At 68.3% G+C, this 26404-nt stretch carries 21 protein-coding genes; 17 read left to right on the forward strand and 4 right to left on the reverse strand.

Annotated elements, in window-relative coordinates; translation table 11 throughout:
• Nucleotide 1 precedes the first annotated feature (1 nt).
• Complete coding sequence (tatC, locus tag RIL96_RS03525) at nt 2-862, forward strand: twin-arginine translocase subunit TatC (protein WP_310547616.1); 861 nt, start codon at nt 2-4, stop codon at nt 860-862.
• 69 nt (nt 863-931) lie between these two features.
• Here tatC and pepN read toward each other — a convergent pair whose 3' ends face one another.
• The gene (gene pepN / locus RIL96_RS03530) at nt 932-3742 is read right to left on the reverse strand and encodes an aminopeptidase N (RefSeq protein ID WP_310547617.1); all 2811 of its coding nucleotides are present in this window, start codon (nt 3740-3742) and stop codon (nt 932-934) included.
• 111 nt (nt 3743-3853) lie between these two features.
• Between pepN and RIL96_RS03535 the strand changes: the two genes are divergently transcribed.
• Genes RIL96_RS03535 through RIL96_RS03545 form a run of 3 tightly spaced genes read left to right on the forward strand, consistent with a single transcriptional unit; the run spans nt 3854 to nt 7319 of the window.
• Nucleotides 3854-5515 carry a circularly permuted type 2 ATP-grasp protein gene (locus RIL96_RS03535; protein ID WP_310547618.1) on the forward strand — a complete coding sequence of 554 codons (1662 nt, stop codon included), beginning with the start codon at nt 3854-3856 and terminating at the stop codon, nt 5513-5515.
• Nucleotides 5509-6444, forward strand: a complete 936-nt coding sequence (locus tag RIL96_RS03540; protein ID WP_310547619.1) for an alpha-E domain-containing protein — start codon at nt 5509-5511, stop codon at nt 6442-6444. Before RIL96_RS03535 ends, RIL96_RS03540 begins: the two co-directional genes overlap by 7 nt.
• Complete coding sequence (locus tag RIL96_RS03545; RefSeq protein ID WP_310547620.1) at nt 6444-7319, forward strand: transglutaminase family protein; 876 nt, start codon at nt 6444-6446, stop codon at nt 7317-7319. Before RIL96_RS03540 ends, RIL96_RS03545 begins: the two co-directional genes overlap by 1 nt.
• Nucleotides 7320-7334: 15 nt before the next feature.
• Here RIL96_RS03545 and RIL96_RS03550 read toward each other — a convergent pair whose 3' ends face one another.
• Nucleotides 7335-9467, reverse strand: a complete 2133-nt coding sequence (locus tag RIL96_RS03550) for an acyl-CoA dehydrogenase family protein (RefSeq protein ID WP_310547621.1) — start codon at nt 9465-9467, stop codon at nt 7335-7337.
• Nucleotides 9468-9689: 222 nt separating this feature from the next.
• On the opposite strand from RIL96_RS03550, the gene RIL96_RS03555 reads away from it, so the two are divergent.
• From RIL96_RS03555 to hemW, 7 genes are all read left to right on the forward strand, one after another.
• Nucleotides 9690-10982 carry an acetyl-CoA C-acetyltransferase gene (locus RIL96_RS03555; RefSeq protein ID WP_310547622.1) on the forward strand — a complete coding sequence of 431 codons (1293 nt, stop codon included), beginning with the start codon at nt 9690-9692 and terminating at the stop codon, nt 10980-10982.
• Nucleotides 10983-10993: 11 nt separating this feature from the next.
• On the forward strand, nt 10994-12346 hold the full coding sequence (locus RIL96_RS03560) for a 3-oxoacyl-ACP reductase (protein WP_310547715.1): 1353 nt from the start codon (nt 10994-10996) through the stop codon (nt 12344-12346).
• A gap of 14 nt (nt 12347-12360) precedes the next feature.
• A complete protein-coding gene (locus RIL96_RS03565) occupies nt 12361-13359 on the forward strand; it encodes a MaoC/PaaZ C-terminal domain-containing protein (protein ID WP_310547623.1) in 999 nt (332 codons plus the stop codon).
• Between the two features lie 17 nt (nt 13360-13376).
• Nucleotides 13377-14399 carry a DNA polymerase III subunit delta gene (gene holA / locus RIL96_RS03570; protein ID WP_310547624.1) on the forward strand — a complete coding sequence of 341 codons (1023 nt, stop codon included), beginning with the start codon at nt 13377-13379 and terminating at the stop codon, nt 14397-14399.
• Between the two features lie 216 nt (nt 14400-14615).
• Nucleotides 14616-14876: a 30S ribosomal protein S20 gene (gene rpsT, locus RIL96_RS03575; protein ID WP_310547625.1), complete on the forward strand. Its 261-nt coding sequence runs from the start codon at nt 14616-14618 to the stop codon at nt 14874-14876.
• Nucleotides 14877-15035: 159 nt separating this feature from the next.
• Complete coding sequence (lepA, locus tag RIL96_RS03580; RefSeq protein WP_310547626.1) at nt 15036-16892, forward strand: translation elongation factor 4; 1857 nt, start codon at nt 15036-15038, stop codon at nt 16890-16892.
• A gap of 4 nt (nt 16893-16896) precedes the next feature.
• Entirely contained in the window at nt 16897-18153 is a 1257-nt protein-coding gene (hemW, locus tag RIL96_RS03585; protein WP_310547627.1) for a radical SAM family heme chaperone HemW, read from the forward strand.
• A 39-nt stretch (nt 18154-18192) separates the two neighbouring features.
• Here hemW and RIL96_RS03590 read toward each other — a convergent pair whose 3' ends face one another.
• The gene (locus RIL96_RS03590) at nt 18193-18627 is read right to left on the reverse strand and encodes a DUF4870 domain-containing protein (RefSeq protein ID WP_374761835.1); all 435 of its coding nucleotides are present in this window, start codon (nt 18625-18627) and stop codon (nt 18193-18195) included.
• A 173-nt stretch (nt 18628-18800) separates the two neighbouring features.
• On the reverse strand, nt 18801-19760 hold the full coding sequence (locus RIL96_RS03595; RefSeq protein ID WP_374761836.1) for a DUF3097 family protein: 960 nt from the start codon (nt 19758-19760) through the stop codon (nt 18801-18803).
• Between the two features lie 241 nt (nt 19761-20001).
• Here RIL96_RS03595 and hrcA point away from each other — a divergent pair, with 241 nt between their 5' ends.
• From hrcA to RIL96_RS03625, 6 genes are all read left to right on the forward strand, one after another.
• Nucleotides 20002-21027, forward strand: coding sequence for a heat-inducible transcriptional repressor HrcA (gene hrcA / locus RIL96_RS03600; RefSeq protein WP_310547628.1), 1026 nt, complete (start codon nt 20002-20004; stop codon nt 21025-21027).
• Nucleotides 21028-21100: 73 nt separating this feature from the next.
• Entirely contained in the window at nt 21101-22222 is a 1122-nt protein-coding gene (dnaJ, locus tag RIL96_RS03605) for a molecular chaperone DnaJ (RefSeq protein ID WP_310547629.1), read from the forward strand.
• Between the two features lie 25 nt (nt 22223-22247).
• Nucleotides 22248-23117 (forward strand): 16S rRNA (uracil(1498)-N(3))-methyltransferase, encoded by an 870-nt coding sequence (locus RIL96_RS03610; RefSeq protein ID WP_310547630.1) that lies wholly within the window; start codon nt 22248-22250, stop codon nt 23115-23117.
• Between the two features lie 9 nt (nt 23118-23126).
• Nucleotides 23127-24239, forward strand: a complete 1113-nt coding sequence (locus RIL96_RS03615; protein WP_310547631.1) for a PhoH family protein — start codon at nt 23127-23129, stop codon at nt 24237-24239.
• The gene (gene ybeY, locus RIL96_RS03620) at nt 24236-24760 is read left to right on the forward strand and encodes an rRNA maturation RNase YbeY (protein WP_310547632.1); all 525 of its coding nucleotides are present in this window, start codon (nt 24236-24238) and stop codon (nt 24758-24760) included. Before RIL96_RS03615 ends, ybeY begins: the two co-directional genes overlap by 4 nt.
• Nucleotides 24757-26301 carry a hemolysin family protein gene (locus tag RIL96_RS03625; RefSeq protein WP_310547633.1) on the forward strand — a complete coding sequence of 515 codons (1545 nt, stop codon included), beginning with the start codon at nt 24757-24759 and terminating at the stop codon, nt 26299-26301. The genes ybeY and RIL96_RS03625 overlap by 4 nt, the downstream gene beginning before the upstream one ends.
• Nucleotides 26302-26404 lie beyond the last annotated feature (103 nt).

The raw sequence follows: 26404 nt of genomic DNA on the forward strand, positions 1-26404 counted from the left end.
GATGTCGAGCACAGAACTGTCAGCGGAGTCTGCTCCGCTGAGATCGGGACGGCGGCGGCGCAGACGGCGTGACCCTGAGGGGAACATGCCGCTGAAGGAGCACATCCGGGAGCTGCGCAACCGGTTCATCATCGCGGCACTCGGAATCCTGGCCGGTGCCGTGGTGGGCTTCCTCTTCTATGACCAGCTCTTCGGGCTGATCACCGAACCCGTCCTCGAATACGGGGACGTCGGCGGCGGCCGCAATACCGCCATCGCTTTCAACACCATCGGCCAGCCGCTGGACCTGATGATCCGCATCTCCATCTTCGTCGGGATCGTGGTGTCCTCCCCGGTGTGGCTGTATCAGCTGTGGGCGTTCATCATGCCCGGGCTGAAGAAGACGGAGAAGCGCTACGCCATCGGCTTCATCGCCGCTGCGGTGCCGCTGTTCGTCGGGGGAGTGGTGCTCTCCTACGTGGTGCTGCCGCGGGCGGTGCAGTTCCTCTTCAGCCTGAACCCCGAGGGCACGGACAACATCATCGCCCCGGACGTGTACTTCACCTTCGTCCTGAACTTCGCTCTGGCCTTCGGTGTGGCCATGATCATCCCGGTGGTGCTGGTCGGGGTGAACATGATGGGCCTGATCACCGGCAAACGGGTGCTCAAGAGCTGGCGCGGCACGGTGATGTTCATCGCCGTGGTCTCCGCGCTGGCGGCCCCAGGCGGCGAGGCGATGACCATGTTCTTCATCATGGGTCCGCTGACGCTGCTCTTCGTGATCGCCATCGGCATCTGTCTGCTCAACGATCGTCGTCGCGAGAAGCGCCAACGCCGCCGCGAGGAGGAGAACGAGGCCCTCATCCGCGGTGCGGGCAGATGAGGGCCTGAGTGCCCTGCTCCTCGGTTCGAGAGCTCAGCGCAAGGCCCAGTGCAAGGGCCAGCGCAAGGATCAGCTCTGGGCGGCCTGCTGGGCGCGCAGCGAGCGCAGCAGGGCATCCTCGGACTCGATGAGCAGTCGGCGCAGTGCGGCCGGGGCGTCCGGGTTCTCCGTCAACCACCGGGCGGTGCGCCGGGCCATCGGATGATCCTCTGGCGCCGTACCGGTCGGCAGCTTCTGCTCCATCGGGAACAGCCCGTCGATCACCCGGGTGGCCTGCCCCTGGCTCATCTGTGACCACACCGGCCGCAACGCGGCGAAATAGTCCTCGTCGTAGCCCGCGGTCAGCTCCCCGGTGCCGCAGCGGAAGCCCTCGACCACGGCGGTGAGGTGATCATTGGACAGTTCCTCACCCTCAGCATCGACTCCGCTGATCGCCTGGGCGAAGGCCTCCCGCTTCACCCGCGGCTCCGGACGTGCCGCCAGAGCCAGACGGTGCGCGATCCGCGTGCGAGCCGTCGTCCGGCGCCGCAGCTGAGCATCCAGCTGATCCGCGCCGAGACGTCCGTGTGCGGCCAGGGCCTGCAGGAAGGCCCAGCGCAGCTCGTCGTCGACCTCCAGCCCGCTGATCCCCGAGGCCGCGGCGTCGCCGTCGAGCAGGACACCGAGCAGGTCCAGCCGGGAGTCGGTGCGCCGGGACAGTGAGGCCAGCACACGGGCGGCAGCACGCTGAGCGTCCCCGCCGTCGACCTCAGTGAGGAACGCCGCAAGCCGGGCAGCCAGCCGGTCGGTGAGCTCACCGCGTTCCTGCGGGGCGGCGAAGCGCGCCACGGCGGTATCGGCCTGGCGCAGCAGCGACTGTACGACGACGACCTCCTCGATCTGCAGTCCCAGCGTCATCACCGCCTCCACGAAGGTCCGTGCCGGCAGCTCCCCGTCTCGGACCATGGACCACACCGCAGCCCAGACCGTGGCGCGGGCCAGGGGATCGGCGATGGGATGACGCAGCACCGCGGCCACAGAACCGACGTCCAGACTGAGCTTGGCATAGGTGAGGTCCTGCTCATTGGGCAGCAGCAGCCGCGTCACATTCTCCGCCGGGAGGCTCAGGCCGTCCACGGTCGTTCGCCCCTGAGCGGCCTCGGCGGTCAGCCTCAGCCGCACCGCATCATGCCGATGCAGTGCTCCGGTCTGCTCGTCGAGCACGTGGACACCGACCTCGACCACATGCGGCCGGTTGACCACCTCTCCGGTGGCGGGGTCCACGCCGTGCTGGGTGATCACCACCTGCGGGCCCTCGGGCTGGTCGCCGGGGTGGCCGTCGCCCGGGCCTACGGTGTCCGCGGTGAGCACCGGCACCCCGGCGGTCTGCAGCCAGGCCCGGGACCATGCCCGCATATCCCGGCCGGAGACCTCCTCGAGCACATCGAGGAAGTCCCCGAGGGAGGCATTGGCGAAGGCATGGCGCCGGAAGTACCGGCGCGCCGATTCACGGAACGCCTCGCGGCCGACGAAAGCGGCCAGCTGTTTGAGCACGGAGGCGCCCTTGGCGTAGGTGATGCCGTCGAAGTTCTGATCCGCCGCCTCGAGGTCTGTGATGTCCGCGACGATCGGATGGGTCGTGGGCAGCTGGTCCTGGACATAGGCCCAGGCCTTGCGGGCATTGGCGAAGCTGATCCAGGAGGTCTCCCATCCGGTGGCCTCATCCACGGCCAAGGAGCCCATGTAATCGGCGAAGGACTCCTTCAGCCACAGGTCGTCCCACCAGTGCATCGTCACCAGGTCGCCGAACCACATATGCGCCATCTCGTGCATCAACGTGTTCGCCCGGGTCTCCCGCTGGGCGTCCGTGGCGGCGGTGTCGAAGACATAGGCCTCGGTGAAGGTGACCAGCCCCGGGTTCTCCATCGCCCCGAGGTTGTACTCCGGGACGAAGACCTGATCGTACTTGCCCCACGGATAGGGGTAGTCGAACTCCGCGTGGAAGAAGTCCAGCCCGGCGCGGGTGAGGTCCAGGATCTCCTCGGCGTCGAAGTGTTCGGCCATGGACTCGCGGCACAGCACGGTCAGTGCGACCGGCCCCGTCATGCCCTCGGAGGTCTGCGCACCGGCCCAGCTGCTCTGCACCAGGTGGTATGGCCCGGCCAGCAGGGCGGTGATGTAGCTGGACATCGGCGCTGTCTCGGCGAAGCGTACCCGGACCAGCTCGGCCTCGCTCCCTGCCGCTGTGCCCTCCACCGGCTCACGGGAGATCTCCGCACCGTTGGAGCGCAGCTGCCACTGCGCCGGGCCGATCAGGCAGAAGCGGAACCGGGCCTTGAGGTCCGGCTGTTCGAAGACGGGGAACACGCGGCGCGAATCGGCCGGTTCGTACTGCGTGTAGAGGTAGACCTGCCCGTCGGAGGGGTCGACGAAGCGGTGCATCCCCTCTCCGGAGCGGGAGAACCGGGAGGTTGAGTGGATCTCCACGGTATTCTCCGCCTCCAGGTCCGGCAGCAGGATTCGTGCCGCTCCCACGTGGGAGGCGATGTCGAGGCTGCGCCCGTTGAGCTGCAGATGCTCCACAGACTCCCCGAGGTAGTCCAGGAAGGTGCTGCCGCCGGGCTGGCGGCTGTGGAAAAAGATGCGCGTGGTCACCGGGTAGCTCAACGCGCCCTCGGCGGCGGCGTCCGAGAGATCGACCTCGACCTCGTAGTCGGTGACGCTCAGCTCAGCCGATCGTGAGGCGGCCTCATCCCGGCGGAGATTCTCCTCGTCAGCGCGGGGGAACGGCTCTGGGGGAGTCTCGGCACCGGGATCGGTGCGGGGTGGGGCGCTGGGTTCGATGCTGGGGTCGGCGCTGTGCTGGGTGGTGGACTCTGGCGTGGCATCGCTGGTGGGCATGATCACCATTGAAGCCTCCGCCCGGTGCTGGGGCCAAACCCTGCTCCGACACGCAGCGCTGGGCAGCGGTGCCCGCATGACATCGCCCCGCAGAGATGGAAAGGTGAACGCATGGGAGATCTCTTCGCTGACTATTCGGCCGGTATGGCCAGGTCCACGGCCTATGACGAGATGTTCACCCGTGAGGGCACCCTGCGGGAGGACTACCGCCGGGTGGACGACGTGCTGGCCACGCTGAGCCTCTCCGACGTCGAAGCGCGGATGGAGACCATGGCCCGCAGCTTCCTCGACCGCGGCGTCACCTTCGACTTCGCCGGAGAGGAGCGCGCCTGGCCGCTGGATATCGTCCCCCGCGTGATCCCCGCCGCCGAATGGTCGACCCTCTCCGTGGGCGTGGCCCAGCGGGTCCGGGCGCTGGAGGCCTTCCTCAACGATGTCTACGGACGGATGGAGATCGTCCGCGACGGGGTCGTCCCGCGCACTCTGATCACCTCCTCCGCGCATTTCCACCGCGAGGTCCACGGGTTCTCGACCCCGGCCGGTGTGCGGGTGCATATCTCCGGCATCGACCTGGTGCGCGATGACGCCGGGAACTTCCGGGTGCTCGAGGACAATGTACGGGTGCCCTCCGGAGTCTCCTACGTGTTGGAGAACCGCACCGCCATCGCCAAAGGGCTGCCCGAGGTGTTCTCCGGCACCGGGATCCGCCCGGTGGAGGAGTACCCGCGCCGCCTGCTCTGGGCCCTGCGGCGCACCGCACCGGAAGGTGTGCATGACCCCACAGTGGTGGTGCTGACCCCCGGGGTCTACAACTCCGCCTACTTCGAGCACACGCTGCTGGCCGGGATGATGGGTGTGGAGCTGGTCGAGGGCCGTGACCTGGTCTGCCGGGGAAACCGGGTCTATATGCGCACCACAGCGGGCGAACAACGGGTCGATGTGATCTATAAGCGCCTCGACGATGACTTCCTCGACCCCCTGCAGTTCCGTGCCGATTCCATGCTCGGAGTCCCCGGGCTGGTCAACGTCGCCCGCGCCGGGAACGTGACCATCGCCAACGCGGTGGGCAACGGGGTGGCCGATGACAAGCTGGTCTACACCTATGTCCCCGACATCATCCGCTACTACCTCGGTGAAGAGCCGATCATCCCCAATGTGGAGACCTTCCGCCTAGAGGAGCCCGAGGCGCGGGAGGAGGTCATGGACCGCCTGGATGAGCTGGTGCTCAAACCCGTGGACGGCTCCGGCGGCAAAGGCCTGGTCATCGGCCCGCAGGCCAGTGCCGAAGAGCTCGCCGAGCTGCGCAGCAAAGTCCTCCAGGACCCCCGCGGCTGGATCGCCCAACCGGTGCTGCAGCTCTCCACGGTCCCCACGCTCGCCGAATCGGCCATCGGCCCGCGGCATGTGGACCTGCGTCCCTTCGCGGTCAACGACGGCGATGACGTCTGGGTGCTGCCCGGCGGGCTGACCCGGGTGGCCCTGGAGGAGGGCAGCCTGGTGGTCAACTCCTCGCAGGGCGGCGGCTCCAAAGACACCTGGGTGCTCGCCGGAGACTCCGACGAGGACAGCACCCCGGATTCCGCCGTGCCCTGGACGCCGCGGCCGGTCAGCAGCGTGCCCCGGGTCTGGCCCTCGGCCTATCAGGCGGTGGACCGCGGCGCAGACCCCTTCGCAGATCCCCATGATGAGCAGCAGCAACAGCAGACCGTCTCGCCGGCCCATGAGGCCTGCGAGCCGGACGAGGAGCACACAGGAGGGGCCCAGACATGCTGAGCCGCATCGCCGAGTCACTCTTCTGGATCGGTCGTTACGTCGAGCGCGCCGACGGCACCGCCCGGATCCTCGACGTCCACCTGGAGCGGCTGAACCAGCTGCCCCCGCACGAACGGGCCACCGTCTCCGGGAACCTGATGGCCGTGATGGGAGCGGCACCGGAGGACGGCGGCGAGCCCAGCGGTGATCTGCGTGAGGTCCTCCATCGCCTGGCCTTCGACCGCACTCGCATCAGCTCGATCGCCGGCAGCCTCGGAGCGGCCCGGGAGAACGCGCGGCGGGCTCGCGAGACAGTCTCCTCGCCGGTGTGGGAGGCGCTGAACACCACCTGGAACGGTCTCAGCGGCCACCGCCAGGACGTCGTCGGGGCCTACCGGCTGTGCACCTGGGTGGTGGAACGCACCGCTACCGTGCGGGGCATGGCCGATTCGACGATGAGCCGGGATGACTCCTGGCAGTTCCTGTCCCTGGGGCGGTGCCTGGAGCGGGCGGATATGACGGCCCGCATGCTGGCCACCGGTGATGAGCGGTCCTTCCGGCTGTCCTGGGCGAATATGCTGCGCTGCGCCGGTGCCTATGAGTCCTTCCTGCGCAGCCGCCCGGCCGGGTTCGACGAATCCCACGCCGCGGAGTTCCTGCTGCTGGACCGGCTCTTCCCGCGGTCCATCGTCTCCTCACTGCGCGGGGCGGAGAAGTCGCTGAGCTCTCTGGACCCGGTCTCCAGCCGGCTGGGACATATGGACGATTCTCTGCGGATGATCGGCCAGGCCCGCTCGTTCCTCGAATTCCACCGCACCGAGGATCTGCTCGGCGAGCTTCCTGAGCATCTGGACCGGGTGCGCGCCGCCTGTGCGGGCGCCTCGGACGCGATCACCTCAAAGTACTTCTCCCACGATGTGGCCCAAGCCTGGACAGGAGAGCTGATCTGATGGCACGGATCTCTGTGGAACACCGCACCCTGTACACCTACGATCCCGCGGTCTCGGTCACCTACAGCGAGGCCCGGATGACCCCGCGCTCCGATGCCGAGCAGAAGGTGCTCGAGTCCTCTCTGCGGGTCGATCCGCATCCGCCCGGCGTCGAGGTCCACCGGGACTACTGGGGCACCCAGGTCCATACCTTCGACCTGCACATTCCCCATGCCCACCTGGAAGTGGTCTCCACGGCGTTGGTGGAGGTCTCACGCCGTGAGGGCGAGGCGGAGGGCACCCTCGATGCCGAGGCGCTGGCCTCCGCGGAGATCGTCGACCGATTCAGCGACTACCTGCCGCAGACCCGGCTCTCCGAGCCCGGGGAGGAGGTGCGCCGGGCTGCGCAGGAGCTCTCGGGCCGCCGCAGGCCGACGGAGACGGCACACGCCCGCAGGCCGGCGGAGACGGCCCACGCCGTCTTCGGGTGGCTGCGCGAGCAGATGACCTATGAGCGCGGAGCCACCGGAGTCCACCACAGCGCTGAAGCCGCCTTCGCCGAACGCCGCGGTGTCTGCCAGGACCTCTCCCACCTGGGGATCGGCGCCCTGCGCAGCCTGGGCATCCCGGCACGATACGTCTCCGGATACATCCATCCCCAGCCGCAGGCCGAACTGGGCACCACCGTCTCCGGGGAGTCCCATGCCTGGTTGGAATGGTGGGACGGCCGGTGGCACAGCTGGGACCCGACGAACCACAGCCGGGCCACCGACCATCACGTGATCGTCGGACGAGGACGGGACTACGCCGACGTCACGCCGTTCAAAGGCATCCTCGCCGGGGCCGGCAGCCGGGCCCAGCTGACCGCTGAGGTCAAGGTCACCCGGCATGCCTGAGGGCCCTGTGAGCGCTCACCGGCGGCTTCGCCGCTCCTTCTGCCGACGGCGCTGCAGCACCTTCTCATCCACCGGTGCCTCAGCTGAGGCCCGCAGCCTCCGGTAGTACTCCGCGGCCTCCTGCTGACGCTGCTGCTCAGCGCCGGAGGAGACCTCCATCCGCACATGCTCATCCTGGGAGTACCCGAAGGACTCCACCAGATCCTGGGCATGCGGGCGCAGGCGCTCCAGCAGCCGGTTGATGTAAGGGCTCAGCGTCTTCGCCCGCTGGGTGGAGATCCGGCCGTGCAGCAGATACCAGTCGAGGCTGGCCTCGATCCTGGTCAGCGCGTAGAGATCGCGCAGCCGGGTCAGGATGTCCCGTGTGCCCTCGTGCTCGACCTTCTGCAGCCCCTCATCGAAGGCCTCCCAGATCAGCAGGTCCGCATGGGACTTGGCCGCGTCGATCATCTCGGCCTGGTGCTGGTTGAACACGGCGGCCTGCTCGGCCTGGGGAAGCTTCGCCGCGCTGCGCAGCTCGGCGGCCACATCGGCCACGGACTGACGCACCCGGTCGGCCAGCAGCCCACGCTGGACATCGGCCTGCTTGAACCAGTTGGCGCTGCGCCGCTCATCGCCGGTGTCCTGCACCGACTGCAGGGCCCGGCGCAGCCCGAAGCGGTGCATCATGGTCGACTGCGCCTGCGAGGCCACATAGCGGGAGAGCACGCCGAAGTCGGCGTCCTTGAACTCCGCGGCGTAGTCCTGCAGAAGACGCTTCGCAACCAGCTGCAGGAGCACATTATTGTCACCTTCGAACGTGACGTAGATGTCGAGATCGGCATAGAGCGAGGTGAACCGGTTCTCGGAGATGAACCCGGCCCCGCCGCAGGCCTCCCGGCACTCCTGCAGCACGTGCAGCGCGTGGTGGGTGGCCGTGGGCTTCAGCGCCGCGGCCAGGGTCTCGAGCTCCTGACGGTTCTCATCACTGGCGTCAGCGCCGGAGAACACGTCGTCGAACTTGGCCAGCAGCTCCTCATGGGCGAAGTTCAGCGCGATGGTCGTGGCCAGATGCGGCAGCAGCCGGCGCTGGTGCAGCTGGTAGTCCATCAGCACCTCCTCCTCGATGGGCGAGGAGGCAGTGAACTGACGTCGCTGGTTGCCGTAGGTGATCGCCCCGTAGAGCCCCACTTTGGCGGCGGCCACGGCAGCGCCGGTCAGCGAGACACGACCCTGGACCAGCGTGCCGATCATCGTGAAGAAGCGGCGGCCGGGGGATTCGATGGGGGAGGAGTAGCTGCCGTCGGCCGCGACGTCACCGTAGCGGTTGAGCAGATAGCTGCGCGGGATGCGGATGCTCTCGAAGGTCAGCCGGCCGTTGTCGATGCCGTTGAGCCCGCCCTTCTGGCCGTCATCGCTGATGGTGATCCCGGGAAGCGGGTTGCCCTCCTCATCGCGCAGATGCACGTAGAAGGCGTGCACACCGTGGTTGACCCCACCGGTGATCAGCTGCGCGAAGACCACCGCATCCTTGCCGTGCAGGGCGGCATTGCCCAGGTAGCGCTTCGTCGCCGCCGAGAAGGGCGTGTCGATGATGAACTCCTCGGTGGCGGGTTCGTAGGTGGCCGTGGTGCCCAGCGAGGCCACATCGGAGCCGTGGCCGATCTCAGTCATCGCGAAGGCACCGGGCACTGAGAGGTCCATGATCCCGGGGAGGAACCGGCGGTGATGCTCCTCTGTACCCAGATGCAGCACCGCCGAGCCGAACAGGCCCCACTGCACACCGGACTTGATCTGCAGGGAAGGGTCCGCGGTCACCAGCTCCTCGAAGGCGGCGATATTGCCCCCGTGGTTGTCCTGACCGCCGAACTCCTGCGGGAAGGCCCGGTGCACCGCTCCCTCGGCGACGAGCTCGAAGAGCTGACCGAGTACGCGCTCGCGGTGGTCCTCCTTGGTCTGCCCCTCGATCTTGTGGAAGCGCTCCTGCCCGGCGAGCTTGCGCGAGGCCCGCCGGTCCTCGGCCCATCGGCCCAGCAGCAGCTCTTCGAGGACGGCGACGTCGGGACCGTCGATGCGCGGGGGGACCTCCTCGGCGCTGAGCGCGGGGCGGGGGTCGGCGCCGGTCGGTGCAGTGGTCGATGCAGTGGTCGATGCAGTGGACTGGGTCATGGCCGGAGGCTCCTTCGGTGCTCGGGAGTTCGCCTCGTGGCTGGTGCTCGCAGCGTTCTGGATGTTCTGCAGTGCGCAGCCGCCGGGGGAAGTCGTCCAGGGTGTGAATTCTCGGGCTGCGACATGTCAGGATGACAGTGACGGCAGCCACAGCTACTCTAATATACTGACGAGTAATAAATCTACGACTCCGTCCCCGACACTGCCCCAGGAGGGTCACCCATGGCTCAGGCCACCGACCGCTCCGCCGTGATCATCGGCGGGAACCGCATCCCCTTCGCCAAGGCGCACACCGCCTACACCGAGGTGTCCAATCAGGACATGCTCACCTCTGCACTCAACGGCCTCGTGGCCCGCTTCGGCCTCCAGGGCGAGCAGCTCGGCGCCGTCGCCGGCGGTGCGGTGCAGAAGCACTCCAAACACTTCAACCTGGTCCGTGAGTCCGTCCTCGGAACCCCGCTGGACCCGCAGACCCCGGCCTATGACGTCCAGATGGCCTGTGCCACCGGAATGGAGGCCATCGGCTCACTCGCGGACAAGATCCGCTTCGGCCGCATCGATTCGGCGATCGGCGGTGGGGTGGACTCCATCTCCGACGCTCCCATCGTCGTCACCGATGCGCTGCGCGGGATCCTCATGGAGGCCAACCGGGCCAAGACCACCGGCCAGCGGCTGAAGGCGCTGGCGAAGATCCGCCCCGGTCACCTGGTGCCCCAGGCACCCGGTGTCGCCGAGCCGCGCACGGGACTGTCGATGGGTGACCACATGGCCCTCACCGCCCACGCCTGGGGGATCACCCGGCAGGAGCAGGACGAGCTGGCCGCCGCCTCCCATCAGCACCTCGCCGCCGCCTATGACCGCGGCTTCTTCGACGACCTGGTCACCCCGTTCCGCGGGGTCTCCCGGGACAACATCATGCGCCCGGACACCACCGTGGAGAAGCTGGCCAAGCTCAAGCCGGTCTTCGGGCGGGATCTCGGTGAGGAGGCGACGATGACGGCGGCCAACTCGACGGCGCTCACCGACGGGGCCTCCGCCGTGCTGCTGGGCTCCGAGGAATGGGCCGACGCGCACGACCTGCCCAAGCTGGCCAACTTCGTCGACTACGAGCTGGCCGCTGTGGACTTCGTCGACGGCGCCGAGGGGCTCCTCATGGCCCCGGCCTACGCCGCAGCCCGGATGCTCGCCCGCAACGGGCTGACCTTCGAGGACTTCGAGTACTTCGAGATCCACGAGGCCTTCGCCTCCACTGTGCTCGCGCAGATGCGGGCCTGGGAGGACAGCGCGTTCTGCCGCGACAAGCTGGGGCTCGACCGCCCGCTGGGCCGCATCGACCGTACCAAGCTCAACGTCAACGGCTCCTCGTTGGCCGCCGGGCACCCCTTCGCCGCCACTGGCGGGCGCATCGTCGCCTCCCTGGCGAAGATGCTCCACGGCAAGCCCGGAAAGCTCGGCTTCATCTCCGTCTGCGCGGCCGGCGGGCAGGGCATCACCGCGATCGTGGAAGGACGGTGACCGCTGCGCCCATGGCACGCGACACCTATACCGAACTGGTCAACACCCCGCTGGGCCGCCGGGTCTCCGGCGCGTTGGGGCTGCCCCAGCCGGCGCGGCTGCGACGGCACCGCCCCGGTGCTGCCGTCATCGACGGGCCGGTGGCCCTGGTAGGGGACACCGTGGTCGCCGATCGCCTCGCCGAGGTCATGCTTGCCTGGGGGCTCGATGTCCGCAGGCACCCCGACCCCGGGGAGCGGCTGGCCGCCGTCGTGGTCTGCCTGGATGAGGTGAGCACGCCGGCCGCTCTGTCGACACCGGTGCTGGGGCTCTCCGCCCTGCTGAAGCAGGTCGGCCGCTCCGGGCGTGTGGTCACCGTCTTCCGGGATCCGGCCGGAAGCTCGGATCCTGCGGTGCGTGCGGCACGGCAGGGGATCCAGGGGATCACCCGCTCGCTGGCCCATGAGATGCGCCGCGGGGCCACCGCCAACGGCATCATCCTGGCCGATGACCTCGACGCCGACGCCCCGGGGGTCGCCGGAGCACTGCGTTTCCTGCTCTCCGGCCGCTCGGCCTATGTCGACGGACAGTTCCTCACCGTGGATACCGTCAACGGCGAACTGCCCCGCAGCCCCGAGGGATGGGAACGGCCGCTGACCGGGCAGGTAGCGGTGGTCACCGGCGCTGCACGCGGGATCGGAGCCTCCATCGCCGAAGTGCTGCACCGCGACGGCGCTGAGATCATCGCCGTCGACGTCCCGGCGGCCGGTGAACAGCTCGCTGAGACGGCGAACCGGGTGCGCGGCACCGCACTGCAGCTCGATGTCACCTCCGAGGACGCCGGGGAGAAGATCCTCACCCACGCTGCTCAACATCACGGCCGGCTCGACATCGTGGTCCACAACGCCGGGATCACCCGGGACAAGCTGCTGGCCAATATGACCCAGGACCGCTGGGACTCGGTCATCGCGGTGAACATCGAGTCCCAGCTGCGGATCAACCGTGCGCTGCTGGCCTCCGACCTCTTCTCGCACAGTCCGCGGATCGTCTCCCTGGCCTCGACCTCGGGCATCGCCGGAAACCGCGGTCAGACCAACTACGCCGCCTCCAAGGCCGGTGTGATCGGGATGGTCTCGGCGTCGAAGGATCTGCTGGGATCCCGGCACGGGACGATCAACGCCGTGGCACCGGGATTCATCGAGACCGAGATGACCGCGAAGATCCCCCTGGTGACTCGTGAGGTCGCCCGGCGGCTCAGCTCGCTGAACCAGGGCGGTCTGCCGGTCGACGTCGCGGAGACCATCGCCTTCCTGGCCTCGCCCTCTGCCGGGGGCACTTCCGGGCTGACCCTGCGGGTGTGCGGCCAGAACCTCATCGGAGCCTGAGTAAGGAGCGAGACGTGAGCACTGCACAGAGCAGCCGGACCACGCGGATCGAGATGCCCCGGTTGGGGTCGCTGTACCGCCGTGCGGCACTGACCGCAGCGGCGGCCCCGCTGCGGCGCAGCGGGGCGGTGTCGGCGCTGCCGGACCGCCGAGTGGTGGCCCGTCACCCGGGGGCCGCGCCGGCCGAGGTAGAGGCCTACCGTCGGCTCTTCGGCGGAGAGCCCTTCGACGGGGTCCATCGCCGAGCGCTGCCTTCGGTCTATGTCCATATCATGGGGTTCCCCGTACAGATGGGGCTGCTGGGCTCTGACGACTTTCCGCTTCCGCTGATGGGAATGGTCCACCTGAGCAATGTGGTGGATCATCACCGGCCGATCCAGATCGGCCAGGCGGTGCAGATCCGTGTGGCGGCGCAGCAGCTGCGTCCGCACCGACGGGGCGCGCAGTTCGATGTGGTGACCGAGGTCTTGGACGCCTCAGCAGATCCGGATTCGGAGGCCGCTGAGGTGCTCTGGCGGGGTGTGTCGACGTATATGTCACGCGCTGTGACGCTGCACGGCGCTGCGGCGGCACAGGAGGAGGCGGAACAGGACGAGGTGGCACAGGATGAGGTAACAAGTCAGGACGCGGCAGCCATCCCTTCGACCTCCGGCTTCGTCGCACCGGTGAAGACCGGCCTGTGGACACTCGGAGCCGATGCTGGCCGACAGTACGCCCGGGTCTCCGGGGACTACAACCCGATCCACCTCTCCGGCCTCACGGCCAAGGCTCTGGGGATGCCCAGCGCCATCGTCCACGGGATGTACTCGGCCGGGCGCATGCTCGAAGGCCGCGAACCCCAGCAGGCGGGGCACCGGTGGAGCATCAGCTTCGCCGCCCCGGTCAAGCTGCCCTCGAAGGTGGCGTTCTCAGCCCAGCACACCGGAGACGGCGTCACCGAGTTCGCCGGATGGTCCCCGAAATCCGCTAAGCCGCACTTCCTGGGGAGGCTCAGCCTCGGCGCTGACCGCTGACCCGTAGGATAGTGGCCATGGCGGCACACCGACAGCGGCAGACAGCTCAGCGAGGGCGCAGCAAGGCAGCGGTCGGAGAGGACTTCCGGACCGTCGAACCTGCCGCGCTGATGCTGCTCAAAGGCCCTGAGGACTATGTGGCAGCGCGGGCTATGGACAGGATCCGCGGCAGCCTGAGGGAGTCTGCTCCGGAGTTGGAATACACCCGGCTCGACGCCTCTCAGGCCGCCGCAGGGGAGCTGGGCACTCTGGCCTCGCCGTCGCTGTTCGGCGAGGACCGGCTGATCCTCGTCGAAGATCTGGCCCAGAGCACCGACGCCCTGATCTCCGATGCCCTGGCCCTCCTGGCAGAGCCCTCGGACGGGGCGACTGTGGTCTTCCGGCACACCGGGGGTAACCGTGGCAAGAAGCTGCTGGACGCGCTGAACTCCCAGGCCGTGGTCATCGACTGCTCGGCGGTGAAGAGCGATGCCGAGAAGATGGATTTCCTGCGCCGGGAGCTGCAGGCCTCGGGGCGTCAGATGCGCCCGGATGCGGCTCGTGCGCTGATCGCCGCCGCCGGGGGCACGCTCTCAGATCTCGGCTCAGCCCTGCGCCAGCTGCTGCGCGACGTCGCCGGAGAGATCACCGAAGAGCATGTCGACACCTACCACGGCGGCCGAGTGGAGGCCACGGCCTTCAAAGTCGCCGACGCCGCCTTCGATGGGCGCCGCGATGCCGCGACCCGGCTCTACCGGCACGCCGTGGCCACCGGGGTCTCCCCGATCGCGGTGACCGCGGCCTTGGCTCGTAAGGCACGGCAGGTAGCGGCCCTGGTGGACCACCGCGGCAGCCCCGATGCCCTGGCCTCGGCACTGGGCGCCCCGCCCTGGCAGCTGCGTCAGGCGGCGGAGACCGCGCGGCGCTGGCAGCCCCAGCGTGCCGCCGCCGCGTTGGAGGCGGTGGCGCGGGCAGATGCCGAGGCAAAAGGAGCCTCCCGCACCCCGGAGTTCGCCGTCGAACGTGCGCTCTGGGTCATCGCCGGTTCCACCGGACGCTGAGGAACACCTCCGGCCTCTGGTATCGTGGAGGGTCGTGCCCGTGGAGTGAACCTGCGGGCGCACGCGGCAGAGAGCTCTCTGCACGGCGTCCGGGCCCCCTCTGGCCAGACGGCGTCCGTGCATTCGCCATGGCAACCCCACGCCTCTGAAGTCTGTCTTCTGCCGCGCTCAGGGGAAACCCTGACCAGAGAAGTGACCGAGACCCAAGGAGTCCCCGTGGCAAACATCAAGTCCCAGAAGAAGCGCATCCTCACCAACGAGAAGGCGCGCCAGCGCAACCAGGCTGTGAAGTCTCAGCTGAAGACCGCCGTGAAGAAGGTCCGCAACGCCGTGGCCGCCGGTGACAAGGACGCGGCGGTGCAGGCCAACCGTGCCGCCGCCCGCATGCTCGACAAGGCCGTCTCCAAGGGCGTCATCCACAAGAACCAGGCCGCCAACCGCAAGTCCGGTCTGGCCGCCAAGGTCAACGCCCTCTGAGGCAGCGCAACGCCCTCTGAGCCAGCGCGCCGATAAGGCCCCGCCCCGTGAGACAACGGCGCGGGGCCTTCGTGCATCGGCGCCGGAACAGCTTTTGGGCCAGAGCCGTGGAAGAATGGATCTGCCCGTGAACCCCTGAGCGAAGGACGGTCCCTGCCCGTGTCACCCCAGGCCCGCACCCCTCTGGTGCCTGCCTCCACCGATCCCGCGGCGATCCGCAACTTCTGCATCATCGCCCATATCGACCACGGGAAGTCCACACTCGCTGACCGCATGCTCCAGCTCACCGGTGTGGTGGAGCCGCGGGAGATGAAGAACCAGTACCTCGATCGCATGGACATCGAGCGGGAGCGCGGCATCACCATCAAGTCCCAGGCAGTACGGATGCCCTGGGAATACGAGGGCGCCACCTACGCCTTCCACATGATCGACACGCCCGGCCACGTGGACTTCTCCTACGAGGTCTCCCGCTCCCTGGCCGCCTGCGAGGGGGCGCTGCTCCTGGTGGATGCGGCCCAGGGCATCGAGGCCCAGACCCTGGCGAACCTCTACCTGGCCATGGAGCATGATCTGGCGATCATCCCGGTGCTCAACAAGATCGACCTGCCCGCGGCGATGCCGGACAAATACGCCGCCGAGATCGCTCATCTCATCGGCGGTGACCCGGATGACGTGCTGCGCGTCTCCGGCAAGACCGGCGAGGGCGTCGAGCAGGTCCTCGATCGGATCGTCGAGGAGATCCCGGCGCCGGAGGGCGACGCCGACGCCGCACCGCGGGCGATGATCTTCGACTCGGTCTACGACACCTACCGCGGCGTGGTGACCTTCGTCCGCGTCATGGACGGCAGGCTGGGACATCGTGAGAAGATCCGCATGATGTCCACCGGGGCCCACCACGAACTGCTCGAGATCGGGGTCTCCTCCCCGGAGCCGGAGCCCACCGCCGGGCTCGGTGTGGGTGAGGTCGGCTACCTGATCACCGGGGTGAAAGATGTGCGCCAATCGAAGGTCGGCGATACCGTCACCCTGCTGAACCGCCCTGCCACGCAGGAGATCGGCGGCTACCAGGAGCCGCGTCCGATGGTGTATTCCGGGCTCTTCCCGATCGACGGCTCGGACTTCCCCGTGCTGCGTGAGGCCCTGGAGAAGCTGCAGCTCAACGACGCCGCGCTGAGCTTCGAACCGGAGACCTCGGCTGCCTTGGGCTTCGGGTTCCGCGTGGGCTTCCTGGGACTGCTGCACCTGGAGATCACCCGGCAGCGTCTGGAGGCCGAGTACAACCTCGACCTGATCTCCACTGCGCCGAATGTGATCTACCAGGTGACTGCGGAGGACGGCGAATCCCATACCGTCACCAACCCCAGCGAGTTCCCGGAGGGCAAGCTCACCGAGATCCGCGAGCCGATCGTGGATGCCACGATCATCGTCCCGGCGGAGTTCGTCGGTGCCGTCATGGAACTGTGCCAGTCCCGCCGGGGCGACATGCAGGGCATGGACTACCTCTCCGAGGAGCGGGTCGAGATCCGCTACCGGCTGCCGCTGGCTGAGATCGTCTTCGACTTCTTCGACAATCTGAAGTCCCGGACCAAGGGCTATGCCTCGCTGAACTGGCAGGGCACCGGTGATCAGGCAGCGGATCTGGTCAAAGTCGACATCCTGCTCCAAGGCGACAAAGTCGACGCCTTCTCTGCGATCACCCACCGCGACCACGCCTACTCCTACGGGGTGAAGATGGCCGGACGGCTCAAAGAGCTCATCCCGCGTCAGCAGTTCGAGGTCCCGGTCCAGGCGGCGATCGGTTCGCGCATCATCGCCCGTGAGACCATCCGTGCCATCCGCAAGGATGTGCTCTCGAAATGCTACGGCGGTGACATCAGCCGTAAGCGCAAACTGCTCGAGAAGCAGAAGGAGGGCAAGAAGCGGATGAAGATGGTCGGCACCGTCGAAGTGCCCCAGGAAGCCTTCATCGCCGCGCTGTCCTCGGACGAACCTGCCGGTGAGAAGGGGAAGAAGTAAGCAGGTGCCCTCTGCTCTGCCGCTCGGTGACCCGGTTCCGGCTGACGGCTCACTGCCTGCCGCGGTTCGTGACCGTCTGCCTCAGCGTGCCGAGACGCCGCTGGGGCTCTACGTCCACATCCCGTTCTGCTCGGTGCGCTGTGGCTACTGCGACTTCAACACCTACACGGCCGAGGACCTGGGCCCCGGGGCCTCCCGGGCGTCCTATCCGGACACGCTGCTGGCCGAACTGCAGCTGGCCCGAGGTGTGCTTGACGAGGCGGCAGATCCCGGCCGTCGGCTCTCCACCGTGTTCTTCGGCGGAGGCACCCCGACTCTGCTGCCCGCTGAGGAGCTGAGCCGCATCCTCCGCGGCGCCCGGGAGCTCTTCGGCCTGATGCCCGATGCCGAAGTCACTACGGAGGCGAACCCGGACACGCTCGATGCCGCGGCGGCGCGATGCCTGGCAGAGGCCGGGTTCACACGGGTGAGCATCGGTATGCAGTCATCGGTGCCGCATGTGCTGGCCACTTTGGACCGCACCCATGATCCGGCGAACGTGGCTCGCGCCGTGGCGGCCTGTCGGGCAGAAGGGCTGCAGGTCAGTCTCGACGTCATCTCCGGGACGCCGGGGGAGAGCCTGGGGGACTGGCGGCAGACGCTCGAAGAGGTCGTGGCATTGGCCCCGGACCACGTCTCGGCATACTCCCTGATCATCGAGGAGGGCACCGCCCTGGCGGCGAGGATCCGCCGCGGGGAGCTGCCCGACATCGATCCCGATGACCAGGCGGAGAAGTACCTGCTGGCTGAGGAACTGCTTACCGCGGCCGGGTACCAGTGGTACGAAGTCTCCAACTGGTCCACCTCGGCGCAGACCCGCTCCCGGCACAACCTGCATTATTGGTTGGACTCGGACTGGTGGGGTGCCGGGCCCGGGGCGCACTCCCATGTGGCAGGGGTGCGTTGGTGGAACGTCAAGCATCCGGCGCCCTACGCCCAGCGGCTCCAGGCAGGCACCAGTCCCGGCCACGGCCGGGAGCTTCCGGATGAGGAGGCCACCGCGCTGGAGCATCTGATGCTGCGTCTACGCATCGCCGAGGGGCTGGATCTGCGTGACTATCAGCGCCTGCCCGGAGCGACGCCGTTCGACGAGGCACTGCCGCAGCAGCTGGTGGAGGAGGGCCTCGCCGAGGCTGAGGCGCTGCGCCACGGCCGGGTGGTCCTCACGCTGCAGGGACGGCTTCTCGCCGATGCGGTGACCCGCCGACTGGCCGGCTTCTGAGTGCTTACGGACCAGCCGCGTTCAGCTGGCCCTCCGCATTCAGTGGATCAGCCGCAGGTTCAGGCGGTACCGGTAGGGGCGGCCTTTATTGCATTCGATGCCGGCGACCAGTCCGGAGATGGCCAGGCAGATCCAGATCAGTACGGCCGTCAGCCCGAAGATCCAGCCGATGGCAGGAATCAGCGCGAGGATGTAGCTGCCCACCAGCAGCACGGTCAACGGCAGTGTGAAGTTCAGCGCCTCTTTGGACTCCTGCGCGGTGAACGGGCCGCGGTCGCGGAAGATCAGGTAGATGACCAGCGAGGGCACACAGCCCATCAGGCCGCCGAAATGCGCCAAAGTGGCCCATCGGCGGTCTTCGGCCGGGGTGAGCGGCAGTGCCTCCGAGGAGGAGCCCTGCAGATGCTCGGCGCTGTTCTGCTCGGACCGCTCACGGTGTGACCTGCGTGCCGAGGGGTCTTCGGACTGCGCCACGGATCCTCCGCTCTGGCTGCTGGGCTGACATGACACCAAGGCGGCGAACACCCCGCGAGCGCGGCCACCTGCCTCAACTGTAGCGAACCACGCGGCTTCCGGGTCCCCGCTTGGCCTTGAGCATCGGGCGTGTCGGGCGTGGACGGGCTGCTGCGGCCCGGTTTGCCTCAGGCTCAGCCCGCGGTGACGAAGTCGATGAGCTCCTCCACGCGTCCCAGCAGCGAGGCCTCCAGATCTGCGTAGCTGCGGACGCTGCCCAGGATGCGGCGCCATCCCTGGGCGATATCGGCGCGGGTGCGATGCGGCCAGCCCAGCGCCTGCAGCGTGCCGACTTTGATGTCGGTGCCGCGAGGTACCTGAGGCCAGGCCTGAAGACCGAGACGCTCAGGGCGCACCGCCTGCCAGACATCGACGTAGGGATGACCCAGGATCAGCACATTGCCCCGGGCGCCGGGGGAGCGCATGGCCGCTTCAGCGATCTGGGACTCCTTGGAGCCGGGCACCAGATGATCCAGCAGCACTCCTACGCGACGCTGCGCCGAGGGCTCGAATTCGGCCAGGGCGCCGGTGAGGTCATCGGCACCGTGGAGCGGCTCGACGACGACACCTTCCAGGCTCAGGTCCTCTCCCCAGACCTTCTCGATCAGCTCGGCATCGTGGAGGCCCTCCACCCAGATCCGTGATGCCCGTGCAGTCCGGGCGCGAGCACCGTCGACGGCCAGCGAGCCGGAGGCGGTCCGTCGTCGGGCAGTCCCAGACCGAGCAGTCCCAGACCGAGCAGTCCCAGACCGAGCAGTCCCAGACTGGGCAGTTCCAGACCGAGTGGTCCCAGCCCCGGGCGTCGGGGCGATGAGCTCCACCGGTTCGCCCTCGCAGAGGAATCCGTGGCCGAGGGGGAAGCTGCGCGTACGTCCGTGGCGATCCTCGAGCCGCACCACATGCATGCCGCCGGCGGCTTCCACGCCGAGCACGGCACCCACCCAGCCGCTGGCGGTGTCCTCGACGACGAGCCCGGTCTCAGCCGGCCGCTTCGGGATCTCCCGGTATTGGGCGCGACGTCGTTCCTCCACAGAGCTGGGGCCCCAGGAGGACCAATCGGTCGGAAATGGTGAGGAGGTCGCAGCAGGCGTCACAGTCGGTGGATCCTAACAGCACCGTGATGTCCGCTCTGGGAGAACCGCCGCCGCGGCAGCGGGGAAACTCCGGGCCAGGTGCCCCGAGGACCCGCTAAACTTGGCACTTGTGCTCGGCGAGTGCTAACCGTGTGTGGGTGTCACCCGCGCCCGGCCGCTCTCATCCGAGCCGTCATCACGTGGGCCGCCGCCCAGCAGGATCCGTCAAGCAGGACCCGTCAAGCAGGAGAGGAGCGGAACGATGTCCGAGACACGTCGGCTGCAGGTGCTGCGTGCCATCGTCGAGGACTTCGTCCAGACCCGGGAACCGGTCGGCTCCAGAGCACTGGTGGAGCGGCACAACCTGGAGGTCTCTCCGGCCACGATCCGCAATGACATGGCTCAGTTGGAGGCCGAGGGGCTGATCGCGGCCCCGCACACCTCTGCCGGCCGGATTCCCACAGATCAGGGATACCGGCTCTTCGTCGATCGGATCAGCGACGTCCGCCCGCTCAGCCGGGCCGAGCGCCGGGCGATGGACGTACTGCTGGAGAACGCCGACGATCATGATGCCATGCTGGAGCAGACGGTGCGGCTGCTGGCGATGCTGACCAACCAGGTCGCGGTGCTGCAGCACCCCCAGCAGTCCCAGGCACGGATCCGCCACCTGGAGGTGCTGCAGATGTCCGCACACCGGGCACTGGTGGTGGTGATCCTCTCCTCCGGGAAGGTGGAGCAGCGGATGATCACCCTGCCCGAGCCGGTGGACGAGGACGCCCTGCATACAGTGGGGATGCGCCTGCTGGTGTCCTTGGCCAACCGCTCGGCCTCGGCCGTGCCGCTGCCGGTTGAAGACCTCTTGGAGACGGTGAGCCCGGATATGCGCCCGGCGGCCGCCCTGGTCGTGCATTCGGTGGAGTCCATCCTGGAGTCCGGGCGCGTGGATCGCATCATCATGGCCGGCACTGCTAACCTCGCCAGGTCTGGAGGCGACTTCGGACCGGCCATCGGACCGATCCTGGAGGCCCTCGAGGAGCAGGTCGTGCTGCTGCGGCTGCTCACCGAGATGCGCGAGGACCAGCGGGGACTCGCCGTGCTCATCGGCCGAGAACATCAGGACGACTCCCTGCTGGAGACCTCCGTCGTCGCCGCGGAATACGGCCCCCGCCACGGTGGCGAGGGCGCCAAGCTCGGCGTCGTTGGCCCCACGCGCATGGACTATACGACCTCGATGTCCGCGGTGCGTGCCATGGCGCGGTACCTCTCACGGATCCTCAGCGATGACTGATCCGGCCCCCTGACCACCTGCGATATGACCCGCCGATATGATCCGCTGATATGACCCGCTTCGAAGGATGAACGTGACTGACTACTATGAGGCCCTCGGCGTCAGCCGGGAGGCATCGGCCGAAGAGATCAAGAAGGCCTACCGGAAGCAGGCGCGACGTCTGCACCCGGACGTCAACCCCTCCGAGGAGGCCGCCGAACGCTTCAAAGTCTTGGGCCAGGCCTACGAGGTGCTCTCCGATCCGGAGAAGCGCCGCAACTACGACGCCACCGGGGACCCCAACGGCCGGGCCGGCGTCGGCGGGGCAGGCTTCGGGCAGGGCGGCTTCGGCGGCTTCTCCGACATCTTCGAGACCTTCTTCGGCGGCGGAGGCTCCGGCCCCGCCTCCCGGACGCGCCGCGGTCGGGACTCGCTGATCCGGGTCAAGATCGATCTGCGCGATGCCGTCTTCGGCACCACGAAGGAGATCGAGGTCGAAACCGCGGTCACCTGCACCGTGTGCGAGGGCACCTGCTCCCGGGAAGGCTCGACGCCCGCCACCTGCGGCGACTGCCACGGGCAGGGACATATCCAGCGGCCGATGCGTTCGATCCTCGGCACGGTGCTGCAGACCGAGACCTGCGCCCGATGCTCCGGCTTCGGCACCCTCATCGAGGATCCCTGCCAGGAGTGCGACGGCCAGGGACGGGTCCGCGAACGCCGCAGCCTGAAGGTGAAGATCCCCGCCGGGGTGGACAAGGGCAACCGCATCCATTTGGCCGGTGAGGGGGAGGCCGGTCCGGCCGGAGGCCCCCAGGGTGATCTCTACGTCGAAGTCGACGTGCGCTCCGACGAGGTCTTCACCCGCCGTGGCGATGACCTCCACGCCACAGTGACCCTGCCGATGACCGCGGCCGCATTGGGCACCACGGTCAGCCTGGAGACCTTCGACGGCACTGAGGAGCTCGTCGTCGAATCCGGTACCCAGTCCGGTGAGGTGCTCTCGGTCCGGGACCGTGGCGTGACGCATCTGCGCGGCGGCGGCCGCGGGGCGCTGAAGGTCCACTTCAAGGTGGAGACGCCCTCGAAGCTCACAGACGTCGAGCGGGATTTGCTCCAGCAGCTCGCCGAGGTCCGGGGCGAGGAGCACTTACCGGCGAAGACCGAGCACCGCGGCGTGTTCTCTCGGCTGCGCGAACGCTGGGACGCGTTGTGAGCGCGCCCAAGACGAGTGAGGGACGATGACGGCCCCGCTGTTCCACTTGGCTCCTGGCAGCCTGGATCTCGCCGCCGTGGGCGTCCGCCTCACCCTCGACGGCGCTGAGGGCCATCATGCCGCCACGGTGATGCGGCTCGGGCCGGGCGAGTCCATCGACCTCAGCGACACCGGGCGGATCCGAGTGGCCGGGGTGGTGGTCGCCGCAGCCGAGGGCGGCCTGGAGATCGAAGTGCGCACTGTGCAGGAACACCCGGCACCGCACCCTGAACTCGTGCTGGTGCAGGCTCTGGCCAAGGATCGGCGCGACCTGCAGGCGGTGGAGACGGCGGTGGAGCTCGGCGTCGACCGGATCGTGCCCTGGCAGGCTGAGCGTTCTGTGGCGCGGTGGAAGCCGGGGCGCGAGGCGAAGAAGCACCAGGAGTGGGTGCACACGGTGCGGGCCGCGGCCAAACAGTCTCGCCGCACCGGCGTCCCCGCCGTGGAAGCCCTGCAGAGCACTGCACAGCTGCTGGACAGTCTCATCGAAGATGCCGCCAGCACTCGCGCTGACAGCAACGATGCTGACAGCACCGGCGCTGCTGAGACTGCCGTCCTCGTCCTGCATGAGGAAGCGGAGGCCTCGCTGTGCGAAGCCTCGCGCCAGCTGGGGCTCATCCCGGAGCCGTGGCGAGGGCCGCGCCGTGTGCTGCTGGTGGTCGGTCCCGAGGGCGGCATCAGCCCGGAGGAGAGGCAGCGCCTGACAGAGGCCGGCGCCGTCAGCGCCGTTTTGGGCCCGCATGTGCTGCGGACCTCGACCGCCGGACCGGCGGCGCTCAGCGCCCTGCAGCTGCTGCTGGGCCGCTGGGACGCAGCTCCCGGGGACCACAGCACAGAGCCCACGGCGGTAGACTGACCGACTGAGATGACTCAGCCCCCGAATCACCACACTGCTCAGTCCCAGGCCGACCGTGCCGCCCCCGCAGATCGGCCCGCCGCATCCTCCGGCGGCGCCTCGGCAGGGGCGGCTGCCGCACGCCTGGGCAGCATCGAACGTCAGCTCAGCTTCGCCGACGCCGACGCGATGTTCCGCACTCTGGGACCGCAGGACCTCGCCGTGCGCATCATCCAGGGAGTATGGCCCGCGGTCTCTCTGGGGCTCCGCGACCAGCGCATCACCCTGGCCGGGGAGGAGGCCCAGGTGCGGCAGATCGTGGAGGTCATCGATCAGCTGAAGTCCCTGGCCGCATCAGGCACCACAGTCGACGAGGGACTCGTCGAGCAGGTGGTCTCCATGGTCCGCGCCGACCGCGCCGGAGCCTCGGCGAAGATGGTCACCACGAACATCCTCAGCCACCGGGGCCGGACGATCCGGCCGAAGACGGCGAACCAGCAGGAATACGTCGAGGCGATCGACGAATCCACGGTGGTCTTCGGCATCGGCCCCGCCGGCACCGGCAAGACCTACCTGGCCATGGCCAAGGCGGTCCAGGCGCTGCAGGCCAAAGAGGTCAACCGGATCATCCTCACTCGTCCGGCCGTCGAAGCCGGCGAACGGCTCGGCTTCCTGCCGGGGAGCCTGAACGAGAAGATCGACCCATACCTGCGGCCGCTCTACGACGCCCTCTACGACATGATCGACCCGGACTCGATCCCACGGCTCATGGATTCCGGGATCATCGAGGTCGCCCCGCTGGCCTATATGCGCGGGCGCACCCTCAACGACTCCTTCATCATCCTCGACGAGGCGCAGAACACCACGGCCGAGCAGATGAAGATGTTCCTCACCCGGCTGGGCTTCAGCTCGAAGATCGTGGTCACCGGGGACATCACCCAGGTGGACCTGCCCCGGGGGACAGACTCGGGGCTGCGGAACGTGCTGAGCATCCTCGAAGGTGTGGAGGACATCACGATCTCGAGGCTCAGCAGCCAGGACGTGGTCCGCCATGCCCTGGTCAGCCGGATCGTCGATGCCTATGAGGCGCACCAGCAGTCCGGTCAGAGGCCCGGGGCGGCCGACCGAGGGCACCGCTCATGATCACTGTGACGGACGACTCCGGGTCCTCTCAGGTGACCGATGCCGTGATCGACGAGCTCGAGAGCCTGGGCAGGTTCCTCTTCCAGCGTCTTCACCTGGGGCCGGCCGTGGAGCTGGGCATCACGCTCATCGATGATGAGGCGATGGACCAGCTGCATCGTGACTGGCTGGACCTGCCAGGCACCACAGATGTGATGAGCTTCCCCCTCGACGAGCTGCGCCCCGGCACTGCCGAGGAGCCGGTGGGTGAGGGGACCTTGGGTGATGTGGTCATCAGCCCGGAGGTCGCGGCACGTCAGGCCGCTGAGGCCGGGCACAGCTTCAGTGATGAGCTGGCGCTGCTCACCGTCCACGGCATGCTGCACCTGCTCGGCCATGACCACGCCGAGACACGGGAGCGTGAGGAGATGTTCGCCCTGCAGAAGGCTCTGCTGGAAGACCACTTGGGCCGCCCGGCCCCTCAGCCGACCGAGTCGACGCGCGCCGGTTCCCCGCTGAGTCAGGACGGAGCGGGTCGATGACGCTGACTCTGCTGCTCACCGGTGCGGTGTTGTGCGGTCTGGCGGCGGCCGGACTGTCTCTGGCGGAGGCCGCGTTCATGCGGTTGGGACGCCGCGAGGCCGAGGAGATCGCCGCCGAACGCGGGTCCACCGCCGTGACCGAGATCCTGCGTGATCCCGAACCGCATACCGTCGCCCTGCAGATCTGGCGGGCGCTGTGCACAGTGGCCGCGGTGATCCTGCTGACTCTGGCCGCCGTGCTGGGCTCCGCCGACTGGGGATCGGCGGGTCCGATCTGGGCCGGCTTGCTGGCCTTCGGTGTGCTGATGCTGCTCTGTCTGTCCCTGGCGGTGGTCTCGCCCCGGCGTCTGGGCCGGGCCCACTACGTGGTCGCGGCTCGGTCGACGGCCGCAGTGGTGCGGGGGCTGCGCATGGTGCTGGGACCGCTGCCGCGCTGGCTTCCCGCTCTGGGGCGGCGGCTGGCCCCGGGCGCCTCGGGCACGGCGCACCGCTTCTTCGACGACGAGGACGAATTCCGCGAGTTCGTCTCCCGAGCCTCGGAGACTGACATCATCGAGGATACTGAGGCCGAGCTCATCCAATCGGTCTTCGACCTCTCAGCCACCCGTGTGCGGGCGGTGATGGTTCCGCGGACCGATATGGTCACCGCAGAGCGTGGCGCCACGATGTCTGATGTCATGCAGCTGTTCCTGTGCTCGGGCTACTCCCGTGTGCCGGTGGTGGGGGACTCCGTGGATGATGTCACCGGGATGGTCTACCTCAAGGATGTGGCCTTCCTGGAGCACAGCCTCTACGCGCAGCGCGCCGCAGAGCCCTATCAGGGCCGGACCCCGGAGCAGATCACTGTGGAGGAGCTGCAGCGCGACGTCCGTTTCGTCCCGGAGTCGAAATCAGTCTCGGAGCTGCTCTCCGAGCTGCAGCGGGAATCGACCCATGTGGCCGTGGTGATCGACGAGTACGGCGGCACTGCCGGGCTGGTCACCCTGGAGGACCTGATCGAGGAGATCGTCGGGGAGATCGTGGACGAATACGACACTGAGGCCGCCGACGTCGAAGTCGTCGACGATCAGCGGCGCCGGATCTCGGCGCGGATGTCGGTGGACGACTTCGCCGAGATCTTCGGTCTGCGTCTGGACGACGAGGACGAGGTCGAGACCGTCGGCGGTCTGCTCGCCAAGGCGCTGGGCCGGGTGCCGATCGCCGGCTCCGAGGTGGAGATCCAAGGTGTGGTGCTGCGTGCCGACCGGCTGGAAGGCCGCCGCAATCGGGTCAGCCATATCCTGGCCTGGGAGGCGGAGGCTCATCGGGGCGCCCGTGCCGGCACTGAGGGCGACGGTATCGAGGGCGACGGCACTGAAGGCAGCGGCGCTGAGGGCGACGGCGGCGGAGCAGACAGCGCGGAGGCAGACGACGTCGGTCACGAGACGACCAGGGAGACCACCGGCGAGGCCACAAGTGAGGCTGCCGGTCATGACGCTGAGTCGTCGCAGAGCGATCGTCGGCAGCGGGCACGGCAGAACATCGGGGAGGCGCCGGGATGACCAGCAGGCAGGACCAGACGGGCCATGGACGGTCTCAGACACACGGGCGGTCTCAAACACACGGACAGTCTCAGGCGCCGGGGGAGAACGCTCCGGGTGCTCG

Source organism: Nesterenkonia aerolata (assembly GCF_031470965.1).
GTDB classification, from domain to species: Bacteria; Actinomycetota; Actinomycetes; order Actinomycetales; family Micrococcaceae; genus Nesterenkonia; species Nesterenkonia aerolata.

Excerpts from the sequence above, each read along its gene's own strand:
- RIL96_RS03625 (WP_310547633.1), top strand. The coding sequence starts at position 24,757 with ATGACGCTGACTCTGCTGCTCACCGGTGCGGTGTTGTGCGGTCTGGCG.
- tatC (WP_310547616.1), top strand. The coding sequence starts at position 2 with ATGTCGAGCACAGAACTGTCAGCGGAGTCTGCTCCGCTGAGATCGGGA.
- RIL96_RS03555 (WP_310547622.1), top strand. The coding sequence starts at position 9,690 with ATGGCTCAGGCCACCGACCGCTCCGCCGTGATCATCGGCGGGAACCGC.
- pepN (WP_310547617.1), bottom strand. The coding sequence starts at position 3,742 with ATGCCCACCAGCGATGCCACGCCAGAGTCCACCACCCAGCACAGCGCC.
- RIL96_RS03615 (WP_310547631.1), top strand. The coding sequence starts at position 23,127 with ATGACTCAGCCCCCGAATCACCACACTGCTCAGTCCCAGGCCGACCGT.
- RIL96_RS03560 (WP_310547715.1), top strand. The coding sequence starts at position 10,994 with ATGGCACGCGACACCTATACCGAACTGGTCAACACCCCGCTGGGCCGC.
- RIL96_RS03550 (WP_310547621.1), bottom strand. The coding sequence starts at position 9,467 with ATGACCCAGTCCACTGCATCGACCACTGCATCGACCACTGCACCGACC.
- RIL96_RS03610 (WP_310547630.1), top strand. The coding sequence starts at position 22,248 with ATGACGGCCCCGCTGTTCCACTTGGCTCCTGGCAGCCTGGATCTCGCC.
- RIL96_RS03535 (WP_310547618.1), top strand. The coding sequence starts at position 3,854 with ATGGGAGATCTCTTCGCTGACTATTCGGCCGGTATGGCCAGGTCCACG.
- RIL96_RS03540 (WP_310547619.1), top strand. The coding sequence starts at position 5,509 with ATGCTGAGCCGCATCGCCGAGTCACTCTTCTGGATCGGTCGTTACGTC.
- RIL96_RS03545 (WP_310547620.1), top strand. The coding sequence starts at position 6,444 with ATGGCACGGATCTCTGTGGAACACCGCACCCTGTACACCTACGATCCC.
- holA (WP_310547624.1), top strand. The coding sequence starts at position 13,377 with ATGGCGGCACACCGACAGCGGCAGACAGCTCAGCGAGGGCGCAGCAAG.
- hrcA (WP_310547628.1), top strand. The coding sequence starts at position 20,002 with ATGTCCGAGACACGTCGGCTGCAGGTGCTGCGTGCCATCGTCGAGGAC.
- ybeY (WP_310547632.1), top strand. The coding sequence starts at position 24,236 with ATGATCACTGTGACGGACGACTCCGGGTCCTCTCAGGTGACCGATGCC.